The following is a 21,985-nucleotide window of genomic DNA, read 5'->3' as shown; positions in this document are numbered from 1 at the left end:
GATCGGGCTTCCCGCCGGTCGGGCCTCCACGGCTCGGCCGCCGACCCGGGCGCCGACCGACCGGCCGCCGGGCGGGGCGCCTCAGCCTGCGACCGGGCCTTCCGCGGATCGGGCCTCCACAGCCCGATCACCGGCCGGGCGGCCGCCGGCCCGCGCACCCCGGCCTTCCCGCGCACCCCGGCCTTCCCGCGCACCTCAGCCTTTCCGCGCACCTCAGCCTTTCCGCGCACCTCAGCCTTCGAGGACATGCCGCAGGTCCCACAGCGTGCGCCAGGTCGCGGCGCCCTGTTCGGCACGGCGGCGGACCGCCGCGTCCCAGTAGCCCAGGAGCCGGGCCGCGTCCGTCGGGTCGTCCTTGCGGACCACGCCGAGGAGGTGGCCGGGCAGCAGCCCGAGCACGTCGCGGTCGCCGGGGAAGTACGCCGAGGCCAGGCCGAGCGCGCTGGCCACCGACACCGCCTCCGCCGTGCTCATGACCGTCGACGGCCGCTCGACCTCCCAGCCCTCCGCGCTGCGCCCGGTGCGCAGGTCGCGGAACGCGGTGACCAGCGCTTCGAGCACCGCGTCGTCCACCGCGAAGGCGGCCCCGGCGCGTTCCACCGAGCCGCGGGCCTGGCGGCGGACGAGGGCGGTCTCGGCGTCGAGGTCCGCGATCGGGCCGACCGTCTCGAAGTTGAAGCGGCGCTTGAGGGCCGCGGACATCTCCGAGACGCCCCGGTCGCGAAGGTTGGCGGTCGCGATCAGGGTGAACCCCGGGGCGGCGTGCACCTGTCCGTCCGGGCCGCCGGCCAACTCCGGTACCGCGATGCGGCGTTCGGAGAGCAGGGAGACCAGCGCGTCCTGCACCTCCGGCAGGCAGCGCGTCACCTCCTCGACCCGGGCCACGGCCCCGCGGTTCATCGCGGTCAGGACGGGCGACGGTACGAGCGCGTCGCGGCTCGGCCCCGAGGCCAGCAGCATCGCGTAGTTCCAGCCGTACTTGAGCTGGTCCTCGGTGGTGCCCGCGGTGCCCTGCACGGTGAGTCCGCTGGTGCCGCAGACAGCCGCCGCGAGCAGTTCCGAGAGCATCGACTTCGCGGTGCCCGGTTCGCCGACGAGGAGCAGTCCGCGCTCGCCCGCGAGGGTGACGACGCAGCGCTCCACGAGCGCGCGTTCCCCAACGAACTTCTGACTGATCGTCAGTGAGCGTGAGCCGTCCGCGAGTTTGAGCGGTTCGCCGTTGCTGCCCATGACGAACGTGACGACCGCGCGCGGCGTGAGGCGCCACGCGGGGGGCCGCGGACCGGTGTCGTACGCGGCCAGGAACTCCAGTTCCTCGGCGAACGCGTCCTCGGGCGGCTGCACTTGCCGTCCCGCGGACGCGGCCTCGCGCTCGTCGGCGCCGACGCCGGAAGCGGCGGTCGGGTCGTCGGAACCTTGCTTCTTACGGGTGTTCGTGCTCATCGGCGGCGTCCCCTCCGGGCCTTGCGGGTCTCCAGTTGCTCGAAGCCGGGCGCGTCGCCCTCGCGCACACGCTGCCATGCGGCCTCGAACAGGTCGGTCACGGGCGTCCCGGGAACCAACGCCCCTCCGTCGTGCACCCGGTAGAGGCTGTCCTTCCAGGTCTCCAGGGGCAGCGAGCGGCGGAACTCGTGCCAGCCGCCCGGCAGGAACATGCTGCGCGAGGCGCGGGCGCGCTTGGCGGTGACCACGAGGTCGGTCCCGGCGAGCGCCGCACGGGCCGCCTTCAGGCGCGCGGGCTTCCAACCGGTCCACCGCGCGACGTTGCGGTCGGTCGGGTCGGGCAGCGCGAGGAGTTGGAGGTAGAGCGTCGCCACGTCGGGGTCGACGCCGTGCGTCTTGGCGACCTCCTCGACGAGGTCCGGCAGCGACCACGACGGGTCCTGCGCGTTCCCGACGGCCGAGGCCGCGGCGGTCGCATCCGCATCGGCGTCACCCCCGTCCTCGGCGCCGACGCCCACGTTCACCAGCCGCTCGAACTCGGGGCTGAGGATGGTCGCAACCGCCCCGGCCCCGTACGTGTCGGCCCCACCGCGCAGCGCCAACAACCGCATCAGTTCCGGGTCTTCGTGCCCCTCCAGGGCCCCGACGCGGACCCAGACGTGCTCGCTGGACGAGTACCACGGGGTCAGCACGACCTTCTCGCCGATCCGGACCAGCCCGTCCGCGTCCGCGCCGCCCTCCTCGGGCAGGCCCTCCGCCAGACGCAGCGCCTTCGACGTGGGCTCACCGCGCTCGGTCCACGCGAGGCCGAGGTCGAGCAGGAGCCCGGGGTCGGCGAGGCGGTTGCGCAGCGCGGCGAGCGCACGGGGCAGCGCGGCGCGCAGCGGGTGGCCGTACGGCAGGCGGTACGCGAGCCACGTCATGGCCCGTACGCTGCCCCTCAGCATCTCCGTGCCGGGCAGAGCCGACACGTCGTCCGCGACGAGGTTGCGGTCCTTGTCGAGGCGCTGCGTCGTCGTGCGGGTCAGCGCCGTGCAGGACTCCGGGTTGAGGACGACTTCCAGCGACCTGTCGTCGATCTTCGCGGCGGAGGCCTCGGCGGCGATGTCGTCCGGCAGGCGTACGACGTCGCCGATCTGCCGCCGCCACTCCGCCGCGCCCGCCTCCGCGTCGAAGCCGGTGCTCCACAGCGCCGCCGGGTCGGCGGGCAACAGAGCGGCGAGCAGCCGCTGGCGGGTCCCGGTGCCCAGGGACCCGATCCGGTCGCGGGCGACGGCGGTCTCGGCGGTCTTCAGGCCGAGGAGTTGGCGCTGGTCGGCCGCCAGGGCGACCCGGCCGTAGGTCATGAGCGGCGGGAACCCGGCGAGCATCAGCACGGCTTCGGCGCGGCGCGCGCCGGTGGCCTCGGCAATGGCGTCGGCCGCCTCGGTGCGCCACTCCGGTACGCCCGACTCGCGGAACCGGTCCAGGAATTCGGTGATGCGGTCCTGGTCGCCCAGGTGCTCGACGACCTCGTCGTCGTGCGTGACGAGGTCGGCGATCGCGCCGAACCGGCCGGACGGGTCGTAGTCCAGGGCGGTCCAGTGCTGCCGCCGGTCCGAGCCCCAGCCGGACGTGCTGGTGATCACCACGACGCGGTCGCCGTGCCGCATGACCTGGCCGACGCGGGACGGTCCGCGCTCCTCCGCGCAGATGGTGACGCGGCGCAGGCAGCCGGGGCGGCGGAACACCTCGGCGGACAATTCCTCGGCGATGATCAGGATCCCGGCGCGGCGTTCGTCGGACGTGAGCGGCGAGGCCGCGCGTACCAGCAGCGGCGCGACGAGGCCGATGGCGCCCGTCCAGTCGAAGGCGCCCGCGGCCAGTTTGACCTGGTCGGTCGTCCAGCGGTCGGCGGCACCGTCGGCGGCGGTGCCGGTGTCCGCGGTCGTGTCGGCCGCTTCGTCCGCGGCTTCGTCGTCGGCACCTTCGGCGCCCGCGCCCAACAGCGCCGCGACGCCGCGGATCTGATTGACCACCGTCCACGAGCCCGACGCCACGCCGTAGTTGTAGCCGCGGCGGTCCGCGATCCCCGCGGTGACCTCGCCCAGGGTCGCGTCGTCACCGTGGGCGGGACGGTACTCCTCCGGGTCCGCCACGGCGACCGCCGGGGGCCGGCCGAAGTCCGCGAGGCGCCGGGCGAGGTCGCCCGCGGTCCACGCGATGCCCGCGACACCCGCCGCGACGTGCGGGTGGGCGACGCCCGGCAGAACCGAGCCGACGCTGTCGAGCGGCACCGGTTCGCGGGCGGCCAGTGCCTGGTCGGGGCCGAGTTCGGCGAGCTTCGCCCGGAACGCCTCGTGTTCGGTCGTGGCCGCGGCGATCAGCGCCTCCGCGTCGGCGTCCGTGACCGCGCGCAGGGCGGTCGAGGCGGCCTCGTCCCGGGGCCGCAGGGCGTGCCAGAAAGCAAGTCCGGGGGCGTAGACCGTGCCGGCGGCGTGCATGCCGCCGCGCTCCCAGACGGGTACCTTGCCCAGCCGGATGCCGTCCTGGAACAGGTTGATGCCGTCGTTGACGCTCGCGACGATGGGCCGTGCGCCGCCCGGCAGGCGCAGGCCGCCCATCGGGATGCTCCGGGGCTGGCCGTTCCAACTGCGCTCGGCATCGGTCAGGGTGACCGTGTGCCCGTCCGGAGACCCGGCGGTGACGCCGTGCCGGTCGTAGCGGACCCAGCGGCCGAGGAGCTTGCCGTCGGTACCGAAGGGGGTGTTCTCCAGGCCGGGCAGCAGCGGCAGCAGTTCGCACTGGTGCGCCGCGAGCGAGGCGGCCTCGGCGGTGTAGTCGCCCTCGACGGCGGCGGCCAACAGCGCGGGCAGCGAGGCGCGGCCGCGGGTGCCGCTCGCCGGGTCGTACTCGTACCAGCGTGCGGGGTGCTGGTCCCAATTGAGCACCCAGTGGCCGACGCCGTCGGTCAGGACCGGGCGCCGCTCGGGCAGTTGGGTGTCGCCCGCGTGCAGGACGCGGCCGCCGGTGACGCGTCCGCCGTCCGGGTGTGGGAGCGAGACGACGACGGACTCGCCGCCCCAGCGTCCCGGCACCTGGCCGGTGGGCTCGAAGATCTCGCCGGGGCGGGAGGACCAGTACGCCTTGGCCTCGTTCTCGTGCCACCACATGACCAGCAGTTCGCCGTCGACGTAGCGGAACTTCGGCTTGTTCCAGCCGTCGGACTTGTCGGGGATGCGCAGGTCGTGGTCGAGCAGGATGCCTTCCGGGCCGACCACTACCGCCTTGGTCGCGGTCGCGAGGATGAGGGCGGGCCAGGACTCGTAGACCTCGAAGCTCACCGGGGCGTCGGCGCCGCCGCTCCCACCACCCCTGCGGTTGCCCCGGTTGTTGTCGGTCTGCGCGGACAGCCCGGGGGTCGGGCTCGGCGGCGCCGCGCCGATGAGGGCGAGGGCCTCTTCCAGTGCGGGCCAGGCGAGTTCGTCGAAGATGCCGCTGCGGAGCGTACGCGCCAGCACGGGTGCGACGCGGAAGTCCCGGACCCGCTGGACGACGCCGGGGTTGACGTCGAGCGCCACGCGGTGGAACACAGCGATCCTGCCGAGCGCTTCGACGGCGCCGGGCAGGCCGGACTCCTTCTCCAGCTCGTCGGCGCGGGCGTCCAGCCACTGGTGCAGCAGGACGCGCAGCACCGGATGTTCGGCGGCCCGCGTCTGGTGGCGGCCGTTGTCCTCGGTGCCGAGGTTGCCGACCGCGTTGCGCAGGACGGTCGCATAGCGCTCGTCGTTCCCGGCGGCGACCAGGTCGCGGCGGCCGGGCGCGTTGTCGTCGAACCACGGACCGAGGGCCATGGAGTTGCCCTGTGCGGGGTCGGTCAGCGGAACGCCGTTGGCGAGGCACATGTCGACCAGGTCGGGCGACGCCTCGCCGCGATACGAGCCGGTGAACAGGGCGACCGCGACGCCTTCCGCGGCCAGCACCGGGGCCATGCGCTCGACCAGCGCGAGCGTGGTGGCGTCGCGCGCCCGTACACGCCAGCCGCGGGAGGTGTGCTTGGCCCAGCGGGTGACCCAGTTGGCGGCCTTGCCGTGTTCGAGGCCGCCGGGGGTGGTCAGGAGCGTGTCGCAGCCCGCGGCCAGGAGGAGGGAGAGCCAGTACGCGTCGATGTCGGCGGCCTCCCCCGTTCCCGGGGTCGGGAAGATGTCCAGCAGCCGTTCGCGGACGCCCTCGCGCTCGGCGGCCAGCGCCGCGACGGACTTCGCGAACGTCTTCCAGAACGACAGCGGCGCACGCACGATCGCGGGGCTCGGCAGCAGGTCGGCGAGCAGTTCGCGCTCGGCGGCGCCCTGGGCCTCGGCCCCGCCGCCGACCGCCTTGATCATGGCGCGGGCGTCCTCGGCGAGACCGGCGTACGGCGGCATCCCGGCGGCGCAGCGTTCGACGCAGAGCTGGCGGAACTCGGCCCAGGCGGCCGCCGGTTCGAGGCGGCGGGAGAGGTCCTTGGCGTACTCCTTGAGGGCCTTGGCGGTCAGCGCCCCGGCGAAGGCGAACTCCAGGAAGGCGGCGCGCAGGCGGGCCTCTTCGACGGGGAGGTTGTGGACGCGCTCCGCCTCGCGTGCCTTGCCGAAGAAGGTCGCGGCGTAGGTGGTGTTCTCGTGGCCGAGAAAGATGCGCGCGGCCTGCTCGTAGAACGTGGGCAGGAAGTGCGGCACGGCCCGGCCGAGGGTGGTGCCGAGCTGGTCGAAGCCCTCCTTGGCGGCGCCGGGCTTGCTGCGGGCCTGCCGGTCGAGGCGTTCGATGTCGCGGACGAGCGCGAGTGCGTGGTGGCCGTTGGCCGGGTCGTTGACCAGGGCCCACGCGGGGAAGCCCAGAGTCTCGCGGCGCACGTGGCCGACCTCGGGCGCCTCGCCGTCGCGGACCAGGCCGAGGAAGTCGAGGGCCAGGTCCTCGGCGGGGCCGAGGGTGCCGGGCACCAGCCGCACGATGCGGCGGTCAGGGAGGGCCGGGTGGAGGTACGCGCGGGCGGTGAGCGTGTCGACGTCGTCGCCGGACGCGGTGCCGGTGGACAGGACGGCGCCGGCGTCCAGCAGGGCCGCGGTGCGGGCGGCGTCGGCGGCGGTCGCGGCGGGGCTTTCCGGGGTTCCGGCCGTCTCGGGGGCGGTGGTCACGCGGCCTCCTCCTGCTTCTCGGTCGAGCGTCCTGCGTACAGTGCGGCGGCCATGCGCATGCCCTCGGACCAGGCGACGGGTCCGACCTGGGTGGCGCGCAGCGTGCTCCCGGCGGCGTCGGTCCAGCTCAGCGAGCCGGTCTCGGTGCTCTCGTACGGATCGAAGTCGCCCAGCCAGACGCGGGCCTCGACGGGGCGGGCGTCCTCAAGGACGGGGCACACCGCCTGGCCGCCGCGGACCTGGTAACCGAGCGAGGTGGTGCGCCCGTACAGGAAGCGGAGCTGGTCGAAGCGGCCGCCCGCGTAGTCGTCGACCGAGGTGGACTTGGCGTCCAGGTTCTCGGGCTTGTGCCACACCTCGCGGTAGAGCTGCCCTATCTGCTGCTCGACGCCCAGTTCGGCGGCGAACTCGCGCAGGTCGTCCAGGTCGTCGAGGAGCACGGGGTGCGGGAAGCGGACCTCGTGGGCGGCGACGCGCACGGTGTCGCCGTCGAGGTCGACCATGCCGATGCCGCGCTCGGGGTCGGCGTCGCGCAGGAACCCGGTCTCGCCGCCGTCCGCGACCACGACGAGGTCGCGGAGCACTCGCTGCCACGCGGGGTCCGGCCACACGCGGGCGACGAGGGGCGCCGGGACGGCGAGGGAGCGGACCATCCAGCGCTCGACGTCGGCGACGCACTCGCGCTCGTGGCGGTCCAGCCATTCCACGAGTTGGCGCAGGCCCGCCACCACCGGGTCGTCGGAGAGCTTCGAGGGGACGGATTTCAGCCGCCTGCCCGATGCGTTGCGGCACACTACGGTGCCGTCCTCAAGGGCGACCTCGTAGTCGCCGGCCTGGACCCAACTCATGAATGAACCACCCGCCGAGTGTCTTGTTCGCGATGTGAGTGTGTGTATGTGCCGCGCGTCTGTGCCACGTGTGCGTGGCGCGTGTATGTGGCGCGTGTGTGCGCCGGATGTGCGGCTGCCGGGATCCTGACCGCGGCCGTTCGCGGCCGGGGCCGCCGGGGGCAAGGGGATGGTGGCACCGGAGCGGTGGCGACCGCGATCAGGATGGCGGGAACGTTAGCGGTATCCGGCGACAACGACCGGCGAACCCCCGGGGAACGAGCCGCGTCCCACGGTGTGGGGCGTAGACGCGGCTCACCCGCCGCGCCACGCTTGATACGCGGTGCCGACACCGGACGACACCGCCCGAGGGTTCCGGGGGTGAGGATCGCGATGCGGGTCCTGGGCGCGTTGATCGGTACGGGGCTCGTGGCCGGGCTGCTCGGGCTCGCCGCCTGGCGGCTGCGCGGCAAACTACGGCGCGACGAGGACCTGTTCGACGGGTCGCCGCGCGTCGTGGTGCCCGAGCACGGCGGCGATGTGCGCGTCGACATGCTGGTCAGACTGGCCGTCAGCAAGGGCTACTCGCTTGCCGCGAAGCAGCCGACGGACGACCCGCCGGGCACCGAGCTGGTGTTCGTGCGCGACGAGTCCTGAGGGACGCCGCGGGCGTCCGGGGTGCCGCCTGCGCCGGTGTTCGGCAGGTCCGGGAGCCGCCGAAGACCGTTGGCGCGCATGCCCCTTTCGGCCTATCGGGCAACCCATTTGCCTCATTAATCAGACAAGAAATTGCGGGCGACCCTGCCGCGGGTGACGTTTTGCACATATTCGTCACCTTGTTGGAGGAAAAGCTCGTGCGTAGCAAAAAGTTTGTGTCGGTCGTGATGGGGACCGCGTTGCTGGGAGCCGCAAGTCTCGGAGGCGTCGCCGCCGCGGAGGCCGCCGACGCGGCGAAGCGGGCCGCGCCACCTGCCGGTTCCGCGGCCGAAGCGCAATCCGCGGCCGATGTGGAGTCCGCGGTACCCGCGAGACATCCCGGGCAGCGGGAGGACCGGGCCGATTCCGTGGCCGAGGACAATGGCGGCGGCGACGAACGGGGCCGGGCGCTGGGTGAACTGCGGTCCCTGATCGCCGACGGCGTGCCCGGCGCCGATCCGCAGTTGGACGCACGGCTCAAGCGGGCCCTGGTCACCGCGGAGAACGCGGTGGCCTCGGTGCAGGCCCACTCGTCCGCGCAGAAGTACACACACTCTTGGACGCGCGCGGTGTGGCCCGCGTTCCCGTGGAGCACCGGCGATTCCGCGCCCGAGGCGCGCGTCGAGGTGCCGCCGCCGCCCGACATCGACCTGGACGCCCTCCTTGAGGCCGCCAAGAGCCTCGACGTCGGCAAGGTCCTCGAAGCACTGACCCAACTGCTGGACGGCGTCATGGCGTCGACGACGACCACGGTCTCCGGGATCACCGATTCGCTCTCGGGGATCACGGCGGACGCGGGGACGCTGCCGGACACGCCCGAGGTGCCGGACGTCCAGGTCCCGGAGATCCAGGTGCCCGAGATCGCGGTCCCCGAAATCGCGATCCCGCCGATGCCGGAGCTTCCGGGCTTCACGATGCCGGAGTTCGCGTTCCCCGGCGTCCAGATGCCCGCGCTGCAAACGCCGTCGTTCCGGAAGCCGACGGTGGGCGGCCGCTGAGCGGACCGTACGACGCCGCGGCCGGTTCGCCGCCGGGCGCGCGGAGGTCAGTCGGCGGTCGTACGATCCGGCGCCGGGAGGCGGTGTCCGACGGCTGTCGGGCGTTCGGCCCGGACCTTGTGCGCGGCCGAGGCGCGCTGTTCACCGTCGACCGCGACGCAGATGCCGTAGACGCGCGCCGCGGCCGTCCAGCCGTTCACCCGGCCGCGGTTGTTGCTGATCTGCACGCGCCCGCGCGTCCGGTCGAGAGCCGACACCAGGTGCAGGTACGTCGTGCCCGCGACCCGTGCCAGCACGATGTCGCCGATCTCCAGCTTCGCCGGGTCCACCGGTGCGACGGAGACGAGTTGGCGACTCCTGATGAGGGGCACCATCGACGTGCCGCTCGGACGGAACTCGACGGTTGCCCCACCCGCGACGCGTGTGGCCATGGAATCCAGCAAGCCCATGCTCCGCAGACTGCCAAATGGAATTCGCCGCCTGCCACTGGTTTTTCGGGACGCCACCCGCGCGCCAGGGGCAGGGCCCCGGGAACGCCGGGCCGGGCCCTGGTCGGTCACGCGGGAGCTGTCACCCGTACGTCGTAGTCCCCGGCGTCCGCCGCCGCGAATGCCAGCAGGTCGCGGCCCTCCCGCTCCACCTCGCCGCGCTCCGGGGCCGCGAGCGGGACGAACGGGTCGACGCGCAGCACCGCCGTGTCGCCCTCGCGGGCGATCTTCCACACGCCTTGGAAGAACCCGTCGACGAGGACCGTCCCGGCGGCACCGCCGTGCCCGGGCGGCAGCGGCACGGTCCGGCGTCCGACGATCACGCGGGAGCGGTCGGCGTGCGAGAGCAGCAGGTTGTCGTACTCGGGCAGGAAGCGGACCGGCGCGGGGGTGTCGGCGGCGGGGCGCGGGGCGTCCGGCAGGTCGAACAGTTCCTTGCCCTCCGGGTCGCGGAAGACCGCGAGGCCCGGGCGCAACCGTTCGAACACCTCGCGCAGCCGGGTCAGTCCCGACCACGTCTGCGCGTCCTTGACCGACGCGGGGCCGAACGCGCCGAGGTAGCGCAGCACGAGGTCGTCGACCGAGGCGGCGCCTTTGTCGAACTCCCGTGCGAGCCAGGTCTCGACCGGCGTGAAGCAAGGTGGGCCGACCTCGTCCCACAGCCCTCGCGGCGGCGTCTGCACGCAGCGCACGAGGTCCGTCGCGACGTAGCCCAGCGCCTGCGTGTCCCGCCCCGGCCACCGCTCCGCCAAGCGCTCGGCGATGCGGCCGCGGGTCATCGGCTCGGCGGCCAGCAGACCGCTCGCGTACGCCGCCATCTCGGCGAGGTCGTCGCCGTCCAGCGCCTTGGCGAACGGCGAGTAGGAGAAGGTGCGGTCCATCATCGCGGCGAACAGCGGTATGAGGGCCAGCGCGTCGCGGTCGGTGAGCAGGTGGACGGTGCTGCGCATCAGCACCGTGCGCACGGCGGCCCGGTCCCGGACGAGACCGGCCAGTTCGGCCGGCCGGAAGGCGTCCAGGCGCGACCACAGGCCGACGTACGCCGACCTGGGCGCCTGCGCCTGCATGCCGACCAGGTGTTCGACCGCGTCGGCGGCGGTACGCGTGGCGCGCCGAAGCAGCAACTGCCGGTCGAGGGTGGCCCGGTTGAGGTCGCGGACCCCGAGTTCCACGGTGGGACCCACGGTCACGCCCCCGACTCGGCGGCGAAGCGGTCGGTGGCGGTGACGAGCGCATCGAGGATGCCGGGCTCGTCGTACGCGTGCCCCGCGTCGTCGACCATCACGAACTCCGCCTCGGGCCACGCCCGGTGCAGGTCCCACGCGGTGCGTGCGGGCGTGCAGACGTCGTACCGGCCCTGCACGATCACCCCCGGGATGCCGCGCAGCTTGCCCGCGTCCGCGATCAGGCGGCCTTCGTCCATGAACCCCTTGTTGACGAAGTAGTGGTTCTCGATGCGCGCGAAGGCGAGCGCGTAGTCACGCTCCCCGTGCACCGCGATCACGTCGGGGCGCGGCCGCAGAGAGATGGTCGAGCCCTCCCACACGCTCCACGCCACGGCCGCCTCGGCACGCACATCGGGATCGGCGTGATTGAGCCGCCGGTGGTACGCCGCCATCAGATCCCCCCGCTCGCCCTCCGGAATCGGCGCCAAGAAGGCCTCCCACAAATCCGGGAACAACTGCGACGCGCCCTCCTGGTAGAACCAGTGCAGTTCACTCGCCCGCAGCGTGAAAATCCCCCGCAGCACAAGCTCCGTCACGCGCTCCGGATGCGTTTCCGAATACGCCAGCGCCAAAGTACTACCCCACGACCCGCCGAAGACCAACCACCGCTCCACCCCCACCAGTTCGCGCAACCGCTCGATATCCGCGACCAGGTCCCAGGTGGTGTTCCCCGAGAGATCCGTCCCCTGCCCGCTGACATGCGGCGTACTGCGCCCACAACCCCGCTGGTCGAACAGCAACACCCGGTACTTGGCAGGGTCAAAGAGCCGCCGGTGATTCGGCGTACTTCCGCCCCCGGGCCCGCCGTGCAGAAAAACCGCCGGCTTGCCCTCAGGATTTCCGCACAACTCCCAATAAACCCGCTGGCCGTCCCCGACATCGAGCATTCCGCGCTCGTAGGGCTCGATCTCCGAATAAAACGACCGCATGAACCCGCCTCCCAGACACCAGATAAGGCCGTATCGACCCTACCGAGCAGGCGTTCGCCGCACCGCCCGACGCCACGACCGCCATCGCGCACCGCTACGGGCTCGTCCAGGCCCTGCGCCGGTCCTCACTCCTCAATTGGCAGCCCGACCGGGCCCCGGTCGCCACGGCGGGCCAGATGGCGACCCCGGGTACTTGTACGGGTCAGGGAGCGGAGGCGGATTTGCGGGTGGTGTGTCGGGTGTGGACTTTGGTCCAGAGGGCGTGGCGTTGGGGGGTGGGGATGTCGGAGAGGGTGAGGTGGAAGACGTCGGCCATGGCGGCGTACCAGTCTTGTTCGGTCTCCAGTTCGGAGACGACCTCGCCGGAGGCGTCGATGCGCTTGAGGACGCAGCCGATGAGGCTGTCGACGCCCTTGGCGTCGCGGCGGAGTAGGGAGCTGGTACGGACGAATGACGACTCGGGGGAGGTCGAGAGCCACTCGTGCTTCTCGGCGAAGACGTCGAGGGCGACGGGTTCGCGGGCGAAGTCCATGCGGGGGAAGGAGCCGCGCGGGTCGTGGGTGAAGCGCCAGCCGCCGGGGACGACGTCGGAGGGGGTGAGGGCGTACGAGAAGGGGCCCTGGTCGTAGACGCCGGCGCGCAGCGGCAGCGGCTCGTGGAAGCCGTCGCCGAGGCCGACGTCGACGAGCCAGTCGCGGTTCTCCGAACGGACGGTGAGGGCGCAGTGGTTGCCGAGCACGCCGGGCGGGTCCTCGAAGCGCGCCTGGACGCCCGCGACGTGCCGGGCGACGTTGAAGCCGAGGCGTTCGAGCAGGGCCGCGAAGGCGCCGTTGAGGTGGTAGCAGTAGCCGCCGCGGCCGCCCGCGATGCGGGCCGCCGACTCGGCGGCGTCCAGTCCGGTGGGTTGACCCAGTTGCGCGTGCAGCCCCTCGTAGGCCACACGCTCGACGTGTGCGCGGTGCAGCGCGAACAGCAGCTCGGTCGACGGCGGGCCGGATATGTCCTCCAGTCCGAGCCGAGTCAGATAGCCGCGCACGTCCATGGTCGTCATGTTCCGGACTTTATGCGACGCGGGTGACGGGAGCCGACGATTTCGGGAGTGATGTGGCGGCGTCAGGCGCGGACGAGTTGGGCCCGAAACTCCTTGGGGCTCACCCCGCGCACCCGTTTGAAGGCGGTGCTGAGGGCGAACGGGCTGCCGTACCCCACCTGTTGTGCGACCGAGCCGATCGTGGCCTCGGGCTCGCGCAGCAGGTCGGCGGCGAGCGAGAGGCGCCAGGTGGTGAGGTACGTCATCGGCGGCTCCCCCAGCAGCTCCGCGAACCGGCGGGCCAGCGCGGCGCGCGAGACGCCGACCGCGCGGGCCAGGTTGGCGACGGTCCACTGGTGTGCGGGGTCGCCGTGCAGCATGCGCAGCGCACGGCCCACCACCGGGTCGCTGTTGGCCCGGTACCAGGCCGGCGCCTCCGCCTCGGGACGCGCGAACCACGCCCGCAGTACGGCGATCAGCAGCAGGTCGAGGAGTCGGTCGAGGACCGCTTCCTGGCCCGGCTCGTCCTTGACGATCTCGTCGGCGAGCAGCGGGATGATCGGGCTGTTCCACTCCGTGGCGCGCACCACGACCAGGACCGGCAGCGCGGCGAGCAGCCGGGTGCTGATCTCGCCTTCCATGTTGTACGTCCCGGTCAGCAGGATCGTGTCGCCCTCGGGGTCGTTGCCGAAGGTCCGCACGCCCAGGTGCATGAGCTCGGCGACGTCGACGCCGTCCGGGGTCGTGCAGCGCTGGTCGGGGTTGATGATGATCTGCGGCGCGGTGTCGGGGCGGTCCGCGACCAGGTAGCCGTCGGGTCCGCGCACGATGGCGACGTCCCCCGGCGCCAGTTCCAGCGGCTCGCCGCCGTCCGGGACGATGTACGCCGAGCCGCGCACCATCGACACCAGGGTCAGCGGCGCCTCGTCCTGGATGCGCATCGACCACGGCGGGTTCAGGAGCGAGCGGAGCAGGAACGCGCCTTGCGCACGGGGGCCGTCGAGGAGTCCGGCGAGTGCATCCATGCCGCGAATTGTAGACGCTTGAGTATGGATTTGTATCGAGAATTCACCGATGGTCTCAGCTCTCGCGCGGGTCCGGGCTCACTCCTCGTCGGGAACCGCGACGGTGATGCTGCACCAGCCGTAGTCGGGGTTGTCGCTGTTGCGGACCACGTCGCGGGCCTCGACCAGGACCTCCATCGCGCGGAGCCGCGCGACGATGTGCGCCATCGCTGCGGCCGGACCCACCAGGTCGACGTCAATATGCTGCATGCCGCCTCCAACGATCCGGTCGTGACAACGCAACGGCTTCGGTGTGAAGCGGAGGGACGGGGTCCACGCGGAGAGACGGGTCCATGCGGAGGGACGGGGTCCTGGCAGTGACGGGGTCCTGGCAGAGACGGGGTCCCGGCAGAGACGGGGTCCCGGCAGAGACGGGGTCCTGGCAGTGGCGGGGTCCCCGCGGTGGCACCGGGCCCGCGCGACGGGCACCCCCACCCGGCGGACGGGTGGGGGTGCGGGATCGGTGCGTGTCGGTGTCAGGCCACCGCGGCGATCGCGGGAGTGCGGAGGGCGCGGCGCGCCGCGGCGTACCCGGTCGCGACGGTCAGCACGGCGGCGACCGCGACGATGGCCAGGTACGTCCCGGCCCCGGTGCCCGGCACGGCGTCGCCGGTGCGGGCGTAGGCGTACGGGAGGATCGTGAGCAGCGAGGCGGCGGTGCCGAGCACCACGCCGACCGCGGTGAGGACCGCGCCTTCGAGGGCAACGGCCTTCAGGACCTGGCGGGGCGTCGCGCCGGCGAGCCGGATCTGCCCGAACTCCCGGCGCCGGGCTGCGGTCGCGGCGACCAGCGTGTTGATCAGCATGATGGCGGCGAAGGCCACGATCATGCCGATGACCACGAAGTTGAGGGTCTCGACGTTCTTCTGCTCGTTGCTCTTGAGCAGGCCCGACGCGGCCATCGCGTCGTTCTCGACGGCCTGCATCACCAGCGTGCCGGTGCCGATCGCGGTGAAGAGCACCACCGGCATGACGACGGACGCGAGGCGGCCGGTGTGGCGGCGCAGGTTCTGGGCGACCAGGTAACCGGTCAGTCCGCGGCGCTCCAGCGGGGCGGCGGCCGACGCGGCGACCTTGCGGAGGATCGCCGGGGCGAGGACGGCGAGCCCGATGGCGGCCCAGATGGAGGTCTGGCCGGCGGTCTGCATGGCGTCCGAGCCCTTGCCCTTCATCGCGGTCGCGGTGACGACCGCCAGGTTGAGCGCGAGCAGCAGGAACCCGGTGCCGAGTGCGATGCGCTTCCGCGACAGCTTGCGGTCGTCCGCGGCCACGGCGCCGAGCGCTTCGACCGCACCGGCGCGCGCCGCGCGGCGGGCGGTGATCAGCGCGGCGAGGGTGGCGGCCGCGAGGGTGATGGTGAGGCCCATGCCGAGCGCGATCGGGCCGAAGGCGTACGGGACGCCCGCACCGACCTGCCCGGTCGAGTCCAGCAGGGCCAGCAGCAGGCGTCCGCCGAGCATCGCGGGGGCGATCGCGAGGAGGGCGGCCGCGGCGGCGAGCACCGCACTCTCGCCCACGATCATGCGGGTCACCTGGCCGGGTGTGGCACCGATGTTGCGGAGCAGCGCCATCTCGGCGGAGCGCTGCCGCACCGAGAGGGTCAGCGTCGACGAGACCGCGAACACGACAAGGAGCAGGCCCCATCCGCCGACCACGGTGCCCATCGTGGTCAGGGTCTCCTTGCTGGTGGTGTCGACGCCCGGGCGTCCGGCGGTGTCGAGCATCGCGGCGAAGGACATGAGGATCGTCGCGCCGAGGAACATCGCGAGAAAACTCGCCGCGAATCCGGCGATGCGGTGTCGCAGGGAGCTGAGGGCCAGAGCGAACACGGTCTTACTCCTTGGGAGTGGGCCGGTGGGGGCGGCGGAGAGGGGCGGGGAGGGTGTGGGGGGTGTGGGGGGGCGTGGGGCGGTGCGGCGGGCGGGAGTGGGCGGCGGAACGGGGGCGCTTGCGAATGGCGGTTCGTAAACGGCCGTTCGCGAAGGGCCGTTCGTAAACGGCCGTTCGTGAAGGGCCTTTCGTGAAGGGCCGTTCGTAAACGGCCGTTCGTGAAGGGCCGTTCGTAAACGGCGGTTCATGAACCATGGTTCATAAACGGTGGTTCATAAACGGTGGTTCATAAACGGTGGTTCGCGAACGGCCGTTTGTGAACCGTCGTTCGTAAACTGCCGTTCGTGAATCAGCGGGCGGCCGTCACCGGGCGCCCGTCGTCCGTCGGGTCCCCCAGGTGCGTCATGCGCTCGGCCACCGCGTCCGGAGTGGGGGCGTTCAGTTCGCCGGCGATGCGGCCGTCGGCGAGGAAGACCACCGAGTCCGCGTACGAAGCCGCGACCGGGTCGTGCGTGACCATCACGACGGTCTGGCCGTGCAGGCGTACGGCCTCGGCGAGCAGGCCCAGGACCTCGCGGGCGCTGCGGCTGTCGAGTGCGCCGGTGGGCTCGTCCCCGAACACGACCTTGGGCTCGGTGACCAGCGCCCGGGCGATGGCGACCCGCTGCTGCTGGCCGCCGGACAGCTCGGACGGCAGGTGGCCCAGGCGGTCGCCGAGGCCCACGCGCGCCAACACGGCGGCGGCGCGCGCCTCGTCGGGGCGGCGTCCGGCCAAACGCTGCGGCAGCGTGGTGTTCTGAAGGACCGTCAGCGTCGGCATCAGGTTGAACTGCTGGAACACGAAGCCGATCCGGTCGCGCCGGAACGTGGTCAGCGCCGTCTCGTCGCGGCCGTCGAGCGGGACGCCGTCCACGAACACCCGTCCGCTGGTGGGCCGGTCGAGGCCCGCCGCGCACTGGAGCAGCGTGCTCTTGCCGGAGCCGGACGGGCCCATGATCGCGGTGAAGGTGCCCGGGCGCAGCGTCAGCGACACGTCGTCCAGGGCCACGACGCGGTTGCCCTCGGCGCCGTGGATTCTGCCGACGCGATCGAGGCGCAGGGCCTCCCCCGGACCGGCCGCGGCCGAGGCCGCGGGTGCGGCGGTGTCGGTGGCGGCGTGCGCGGCGGTGCGGGAACGGTTGCGGCGGTTCCACATGGCGGTCTCCTCGGTTCGGCCCGGGTCGACGTCCTCCGGGTGTTCCCGGGGCGTTTCCGGCGGTGTTCCGACAAGGACGAGGTTCACCGGACCCGCTGACCGTCCGCGCACCAAACACCGACCGCCGGTCGCGGAGACGGTCAGCGCGCGGTCGGCGGACGGGGCCCCCACCACCGAGGCCAGATACTAGCCATGTACTTAATATCCATGTACGTTATTGACATCCGAGCCGGAGGCGCCCGAGGCCCGAGAGCCACCGCGTCCGCCCGCGATACCGCTCCGCGCGGAGGTCCGTACCGCCTCCGCCCGAACCCCCGGAGGACCCCGTGACCGCCGACGCCACCGCCGTCAAGCCGTTCCGCATCGACATCCCGCAGGCCGAGCTCGACTACCTGCACGCGCGCCTCGACAACGCGAGGTGGCCACACGAACTCCCCGACGCCGGCTGGGATTACGGGCTACCTCTGGCACGCGTCCAGCAGCTCGCGCACTACTGGCGGCACGGCTACGACTGGCGCACGCATGAGGCCGAGTTCAACAGCCACCCGCAGTTCACCACCGAAATCGACGGTCAGCGCGTGCACTTCCTCCACGTGCGCGCCGCGAACCCCGACGCGTTCCCGCTGATCCTCACGCACGGCTGGCCCGGCTCGGTCGTCGAGTTCCTGGACGTCATCGCGCCGCTGTCCGAGGACTTCCACCTCGTCATACCGTCCATCCCCGGCTGGGGCTTCTCCGGCCCGACCAACGAACGCGGCTGGGACATCGACCGGGTGGCCCGGGCCTGGGCGGAGCTGATGCGCCGGCTCGGCTACACCCGTTACGGCGCGCAGGGCGGCGACTTCGGCGCCGCGATCTCCCGGGCGCTGTCCGAGCACGACGCCGAACACGTCGCCGCGATCCACCTCAACTACCACCCGACGCCCGCGCCGCCGGGCGAGGACTACGAGTTGTCCGCGTCCGACCAGGAACGCCTCGACCGGATCAGGGACTACCTGGCGAACCAGCCCGGCGCCCGGGTGCTCAACGCGACCAAGCCGCAGACCATCGCCTACGGGCTGAACGACTCGCCGATCGGCCAACTGGCCTGGATCCTCGACATGATGACCGAGTGGGCGGGCGACGATTTCGCGATCAGCGACGACCGCGTGCTGACCAACGTGATGCTCTACTGGCTGACCGGCACGGCCGGTTCCGCACCGCGGCTGCACCACGACAGCGGGCCGGCACGCTGGAAGACCACGCAGCCGGTGGCCATCGCGTCGTTCCCGGAGGACATCACGCGGCCCATCCGGCAGTTCGCGGAGAAGACGTTCGACATCGCGCAGTGGTCGGAGTTCGACCGCGGCGGCCACTTCCCCGGACTGGAGGCGCCGGACCTGCTCGCCGCCGACATCCGGAAGTTCTTCCTGTCGATCGCGTAACCGCGACCCGGCTGACGGCCCTGCCCAGGAGGCGAGTTCACAACTCCTGGGCGGGCCAGTCCAGCAGCCGGGCGCCGATGACGGCGGTCTGGAGCGTGTAGCGCTCCAGCGGTTCGCCGGGGTCGGCACCGGTGAACCGCGCGATCCGCTCCAGTCGGTACGTCAGCGCACGCACACTCAGTTCCAACCGCCGTGCCGCCTCCGCCGACACGCATCCCGCGTCGAAGTAGACCTCCAGCGTGCGCAGCAGCGGCTCGGCGCCGCCGCGCGCGGAGGTCAGCGGCCCGAGCACGGTGCGCACGAGATCCGCCAGTGCTTCGCGGTCGCGGGCGAGCACCGGGTAGACCAGAAGGTCCGCGGCCTCGATGACGGGGGCGTCGAATCCCATCCGGGTGGCCAGGTGGTGGCCGCTGAGCGCCTCCTCGTACGACAGCACGACGCCGCCCGGGCCCGGGTGCGAGCGGCCGAGCACCACCCGGCCGCCGCCGGTCGCCGCATGCGCCTGCTTCGCGAAGTAGCGGGCGGGGCCCGCCCCTCCGCCGTCCTCGCCGTCGCTCGGCGCGACGCAGACGAGGCGGCCGTCCTTGGTGGTCAGCAGGATCCTGCGGTTGCCGAAGCGCCCGGTCAGCGCGCTCTCCACGCGGCGGGTGACGGGGTGGGTCTCGTCGTACGGCTCGTCGCCGACCGCGACGGCGACCGTGTGCGAGCGGGCGAGCCGCAGGCCGAAGCGCTGGGCCCGCTCGGACAGGCTGCCGAGGTCGCTGCGGCCGTAGAGCAGGTCGTCGACGAACTCCCGGCGTGCGGCCTCCTCGCGGCGTACGGCGAGCCGCTGCGCGTGGTCGTACCCCTGGGAGAACGCGTCGACCGCCTGCTCGGTCGCGCCGAGCACCGCCAGCGCGGCGGCGCTCAGGTCGCGCTGCCCGACGGCGCCCTTGATCCCGGACAGTCCGGGCCACGCGGCCCGGGTCGCGGCGAGGTGGCCCACCACCATGTCGCGCAGGCGGCGCCCGGCCACGGCCGCGCGCTCGCCCTCCAGCCGCCGTACGTCGATCTCCTCGCGGGTCAGTCGGCGCCCGGTCCGCGAGACCTCGTCGAGCAGCACCTCGTACCCGGCGAGGTAGTCGTCGCCGTCCTGTGAGTCCCGCACCCCGCCCGCTCCCAACCGTCCACACCGCGCGACCGGGCCCTCCCGGCGGCGTCCGGCATCAAGGACGCGTCAAGACTGCCGGACTCCGGCAATGTATACGAGCGGGATATGCCTCACGCTGCCCCCGGGGGATGCGGTCCGGCCGCGCCGCCGAAGCCTTCTCACACCGCAGTCGGCGGCGGGGCCGTCCCCGGGCGGCGCGGTCCGCCGCCCGGGCCCGCTCCGGCGCCGGTCCCGACTCGCCGCACACACCGCTGACGGACCGTCAGGAGCGGTGCACACACAGGCAGATGTACGGCGGATCGGACGCGCCGGACGCGGCAGGGCCGAGCCCCGCCGCGAACCGCCGTGCCGCGCCTCGCCCTCGGGCGACCGGACTACTTCGGGACGCAGAGCGTCGATTCGCCCAGGTTCAGCAACTCCTCGCGGAACTCCGGGAACCGCTCGGGCGGGACGCCGAGGCTGTCCGCGCCCGAGGCGATGATCTGGGACGTCGCCGCCCGGCCCGCGGCGGAGGGGCGGTAGCCGCCCCGGCCGTCCTTCGCGCACAGGGTGTTGCGCATGTTCACGACGTTGGCCGCCCGCTGCTCGACGGTGTTGCCGGTCTCCTCGACGCCGTACTTGTCGCCGATCGCGTCCACTCCGCGCAGGTATTCGGCGATGTGCGGGTCGGCGAGGCCGGAGTACTTGTCCTGCGCGGTTCCCGTGGCGGTGGGCCGCGGGCTCGCGGCGGTCGTGCCGGGTGACGTCCCCGAAGTCGTGGCCGTCGCGTCGGGTGACGGCGTCCCCTGGGTCGGGCCGGACGCCGTGGTCGGCGCGGGCGGCGTCGGCGTCTCGTCCCCGCCGCCGTCCCCGTCGTCACTGCACCCGCCGACAGCCGCCCCGACCACCAGCGCGGCGGCCGCGAATCCGAGCGCTCGCCTGTACTTCATCACACGCTCCCTCTCTCCTTGGCCGGCACGGCGCCCGTCGCCGTGCCGTCCGCGCCGCGGTCCGCCTCGCCCTCCCTCGTGGCGTCCGCCGCGAGGCCGTCCGGGGAGGCGGACCGTACGCCGCTGTCCCCGTTCCCCCTGCCCGAACGCATGAGCACCCACGCACCGACCGCCGCGAGTGCCGCGGCCAGCGCCGCCGTTCCGAAGGCCACCGCGTTGCCGTGGGCCAGGGCGGCCGCGCCCGATTCGCCTCCCGGCGTGGCCGGGTGGTCCTCGGCGTAGCCGGACGCCGCCGCGGTCGTGACCGTGGTGAGCACCGCCAGGCCCACCGCACCGCTGAGTTGCCGGGTGGTGTTGAGCAAGCCCGATGCCATGCCCGCGAGTTGCGGGGCGACTCCGCTGGTCGCGGCGACCGTGATGGGGGTGAACGACGCACCGATGCCCAGCCCGAACAGCACGCCCGGCAGGCCGATGGACACCAGGTAGCCCGCGTCCGCGTCGAGGGTCAGGGCGAGCCACCCGAATCCGGCGGCGCCGATGAGCGTCCCGCAGCCCGCCACCGCACGCGGGCCGAAGCGTGGGATCAGGCGCCCTGCGGCGAGACCGCCCGTCATCAGGGCCGCGCTGATCGGCAGGAACGCGAGCCCCGCCCGCAGCGGCGACCAGTCGCGGGCGCCCTGGAGGTAGAGGGAGAGCAGTACCGGGCTGGCGAAGAAGCCGAGGCCCATGAGGAACATGACGAGGTTGGCGCCGGCCACCGACCGGGCGCGTACGACCGACAACGGCACCAGCGGCTGCGCGGCGATGCGCGTCTGGTGCACGGCGAAGACGGCCAGGAGAGCGGCGCCCGCGGCCAGCGGCGCCCACACACGCGGTGCGGACCAGCCGTACGCCGACGACTCCATGAGCCCGTAGAGCAGCCCGGCGATCCCGGCAGTGGCGAACACCGCGCCCGGCACGTCCAGACGCGGCCGATCGGCCCCGGATCGTGCGGCGGGGTGGTCGTGGAGATGGCGCGCGGCGACCACGAAGGCCAGCACGCCGACCGGCAGGTTGATGAGGAACACCCAGCGCCAGCTGAGCCATTCGGTCAGGACGCCGCCGAGCACGGTGCCCGCGGAGGCGCCCATCGCCCCCACCGCGCTCCACAGGGCGAGCGCGCGGGCGCGCCGCGGGCCCTCCGGGTAGGTGTGGGTGATCACCGCGAGGGTCGTGGGGGTGAGCAGCGCCCCGCCGAGGCCCTGGGCCGCGCGGGCGACCAGCAGGGTGGTCGGGCCGGTGGCGGCGCCGCACGCGGCGCTGGCGGCGGTGAACAGCGCGAGTCCGGCGAAGAAGGTGCGCCTGCGGCCGTAGAGGTCGCAGCAGCGTCCGCCGATGAGGAGGAAGCCGGCGAACGCGAGCGTGTACGCGTTGACGACCCACGGCAGCGACGTCGCGCCCATGTCCAGTCCGTCGGCGATGCCGGGGAGGGCCACCGACACGATCGTGGCGTCCAGGATCACGACGAAGACGACGAGGCAGGCGAGCGCCAGCAGGACGCCCGGGTTCGGTGGTGACTGGCCGTCCGCGGGCGGAGCGGCGGTTTTCGGGCGTGCGGGCATGACGG

17 protein-coding genes are annotated in these 21,985 nt (G+C 73.0%); 3 read left to right on the top strand and 14 right to left on the bottom strand.

Annotation, left to right across the window (positions count from 1 at the left end):
* Nucleotides 1-231 precede the first annotated feature (231 nt).
* Genes ACRX5S_RS14075 through ACRX5S_RS14065 form a run of 3 tightly spaced genes read right to left on the bottom strand, consistent with a single transcriptional unit; the run spans nt 232 to nt 7,441 of the window.
* On the bottom strand, nt 232-1,443 hold the full coding sequence (locus ACRX5S_RS14075; protein ID WP_436773254.1) for an ATP-binding protein: 1,212 nt from the start codon (nt 1,441-1,443) through the stop codon (nt 232-234).
* Entirely contained in the window at nt 1,440-6,593 is a 5,154-nt protein-coding gene (locus ACRX5S_RS14070; protein WP_436773253.1) for a hypothetical protein, read from the bottom strand. Before ACRX5S_RS14070 ends, ACRX5S_RS14075 begins: the two co-directional genes overlap by 4 nt.
* A complete protein-coding gene (locus tag ACRX5S_RS14065; RefSeq protein ID WP_436773252.1) occupies nt 6,590-7,441 on the bottom strand; it encodes a DUF4132 domain-containing protein in 852 nt (283 codons plus the stop codon). Before ACRX5S_RS14065 ends, ACRX5S_RS14070 begins: the two co-directional genes overlap by 4 nt.
* A 360-nt stretch (nt 7,442-7,801) precedes the next feature.
* Between ACRX5S_RS14065 and ACRX5S_RS14060 the strand changes: the two genes are divergently transcribed.
* A complete protein-coding gene (locus tag ACRX5S_RS14060) occupies nt 7,802-8,077 on the top strand; it encodes a hypothetical protein (RefSeq protein WP_436773251.1) in 276 nt (91 codons plus the stop codon).
* Nucleotides 8,078-8,274: 197 nt separating this feature from the next.
* On the top strand, nt 8,275-9,114 hold the full coding sequence (locus ACRX5S_RS14055; RefSeq protein ID WP_436773250.1) for a hypothetical protein: 840 nt from the start codon (nt 8,275-8,277) through the stop codon (nt 9,112-9,114).
* Nucleotides 9,115-9,161: 47 nt separating this feature from the next.
* Here the strand turns inward: ACRX5S_RS14055 and ACRX5S_RS14050 are convergent, their stop codons facing one another.
* The 8 genes from ACRX5S_RS14050 to ACRX5S_RS14015 form a co-directional block, all read right to left on the bottom strand.
* Nucleotides 9,162-9,563: a S26 family signal peptidase gene (locus tag ACRX5S_RS14050; RefSeq protein ID WP_436773249.1), complete on the bottom strand. Its 402-nt coding sequence runs from the start codon at nt 9,561-9,563 to the stop codon at nt 9,162-9,164.
* Between the two features lie 107 nt (nt 9,564-9,670).
* A complete protein-coding gene (locus ACRX5S_RS14045; RefSeq protein ID WP_436773248.1) occupies nt 9,671-10,792 on the bottom strand; it encodes a winged helix DNA-binding domain-containing protein in 1,122 nt (373 codons plus the stop codon).
* Nucleotides 10,789-11,757 carry a prolyl aminopeptidase gene (pip, locus tag ACRX5S_RS14040; protein WP_436773247.1) on the bottom strand — a complete coding sequence of 323 codons (969 nt, stop codon included), beginning with the start codon at nt 11,755-11,757 and terminating at the stop codon, nt 10,789-10,791. The genes ACRX5S_RS14045 and pip overlap by 4 nt, the downstream gene beginning before the upstream one ends.
* Before the next feature lie 202 nt (nt 11,758-11,959).
* Nucleotides 11,960-12,808: an arylamine N-acetyltransferase family protein gene (locus ACRX5S_RS14035; RefSeq protein WP_436773246.1), complete on the bottom strand. Its 849-nt coding sequence runs from the start codon at nt 12,806-12,808 to the stop codon at nt 11,960-11,962.
* 62 nt (nt 12,809-12,870) lie between these two features.
* Nucleotides 12,871-13,812 carry an AraC family transcriptional regulator gene (locus ACRX5S_RS14030; RefSeq protein WP_436773245.1) on the bottom strand — a complete coding sequence of 314 codons (942 nt, stop codon included), beginning with the start codon at nt 13,810-13,812 and terminating at the stop codon, nt 12,871-12,873.
* 78 nt (nt 13,813-13,890) lie between these two features.
* Nucleotides 13,891-14,061 (bottom strand): hypothetical protein, encoded by a 171-nt coding sequence (locus ACRX5S_RS14025; protein ID WP_436773244.1) that lies wholly within the window; start codon nt 14,059-14,061, stop codon nt 13,891-13,893.
* A 266-nt stretch (nt 14,062-14,327) separates the two neighbouring features.
* Complete coding sequence (locus ACRX5S_RS14020) at nt 14,328-15,680, bottom strand: FtsX-like permease family protein (RefSeq protein ID WP_436773243.1); 1,353 nt, start codon at nt 15,678-15,680, stop codon at nt 14,328-14,330.
* Nucleotides 15,681-16,030: 350 nt separating this feature from the next.
* Nucleotides 16,031-16,876: an ABC transporter ATP-binding protein gene (locus ACRX5S_RS14015; RefSeq protein WP_436773242.1), complete on the bottom strand. Its 846-nt coding sequence runs from the start codon at nt 16,874-16,876 to the stop codon at nt 16,031-16,033.
* A gap of 326 nt (nt 16,877-17,202) precedes the next feature.
* Here ACRX5S_RS14015 and ACRX5S_RS14010 point away from each other — a divergent pair, with 326 nt between their 5' ends.
* A complete protein-coding gene (locus ACRX5S_RS14010) occupies nt 17,203-18,300 on the top strand; it encodes an epoxide hydrolase family protein (protein ID WP_436773241.1) in 1,098 nt (365 codons plus the stop codon).
* Nucleotides 18,301-18,337: 37 nt separating this feature from the next.
* On the opposite strand, the gene ACRX5S_RS14005 is transcribed toward ACRX5S_RS14010, so the two are convergent.
* The 3 genes from ACRX5S_RS14005 to ACRX5S_RS13995 form a co-directional block, all read right to left on the bottom strand.
* A complete protein-coding gene (locus tag ACRX5S_RS14005) occupies nt 18,338-19,447 on the bottom strand; it encodes a PucR family transcriptional regulator (RefSeq protein WP_436773240.1) in 1,110 nt (369 codons plus the stop codon).
* Nucleotides 19,448-19,824: 377 nt separating this feature from the next.
* Complete coding sequence (locus ACRX5S_RS14000; RefSeq protein ID WP_436773239.1) at nt 19,825-20,379, bottom strand: hypothetical protein; 555 nt, start codon at nt 20,377-20,379, stop codon at nt 19,825-19,827.
* The gene (locus ACRX5S_RS13995; protein ID WP_436773238.1) at nt 20,379-21,980 is read right to left on the bottom strand and encodes an MFS transporter; all 1,602 of its coding nucleotides are present in this window, start codon (nt 21,978-21,980) and stop codon (nt 20,379-20,381) included. The genes ACRX5S_RS14000 and ACRX5S_RS13995 overlap by 1 nt, the downstream gene beginning before the upstream one ends.
* Nucleotides 21,981-21,985 lie beyond the last annotated feature (5 nt).

The organism is Yinghuangia sp. YIM S09857, assembly GCF_051388915.1.
Taxonomy (GTDB): Bacteria; Actinomycetota; Actinomycetes; order Streptomycetales; family Streptomycetaceae; genus Yinghuangia.
The sequence above is the reverse complement of the archived record's forward strand: the minus strand, read 5'-3'. Positions and strand labels throughout refer to the sequence as shown.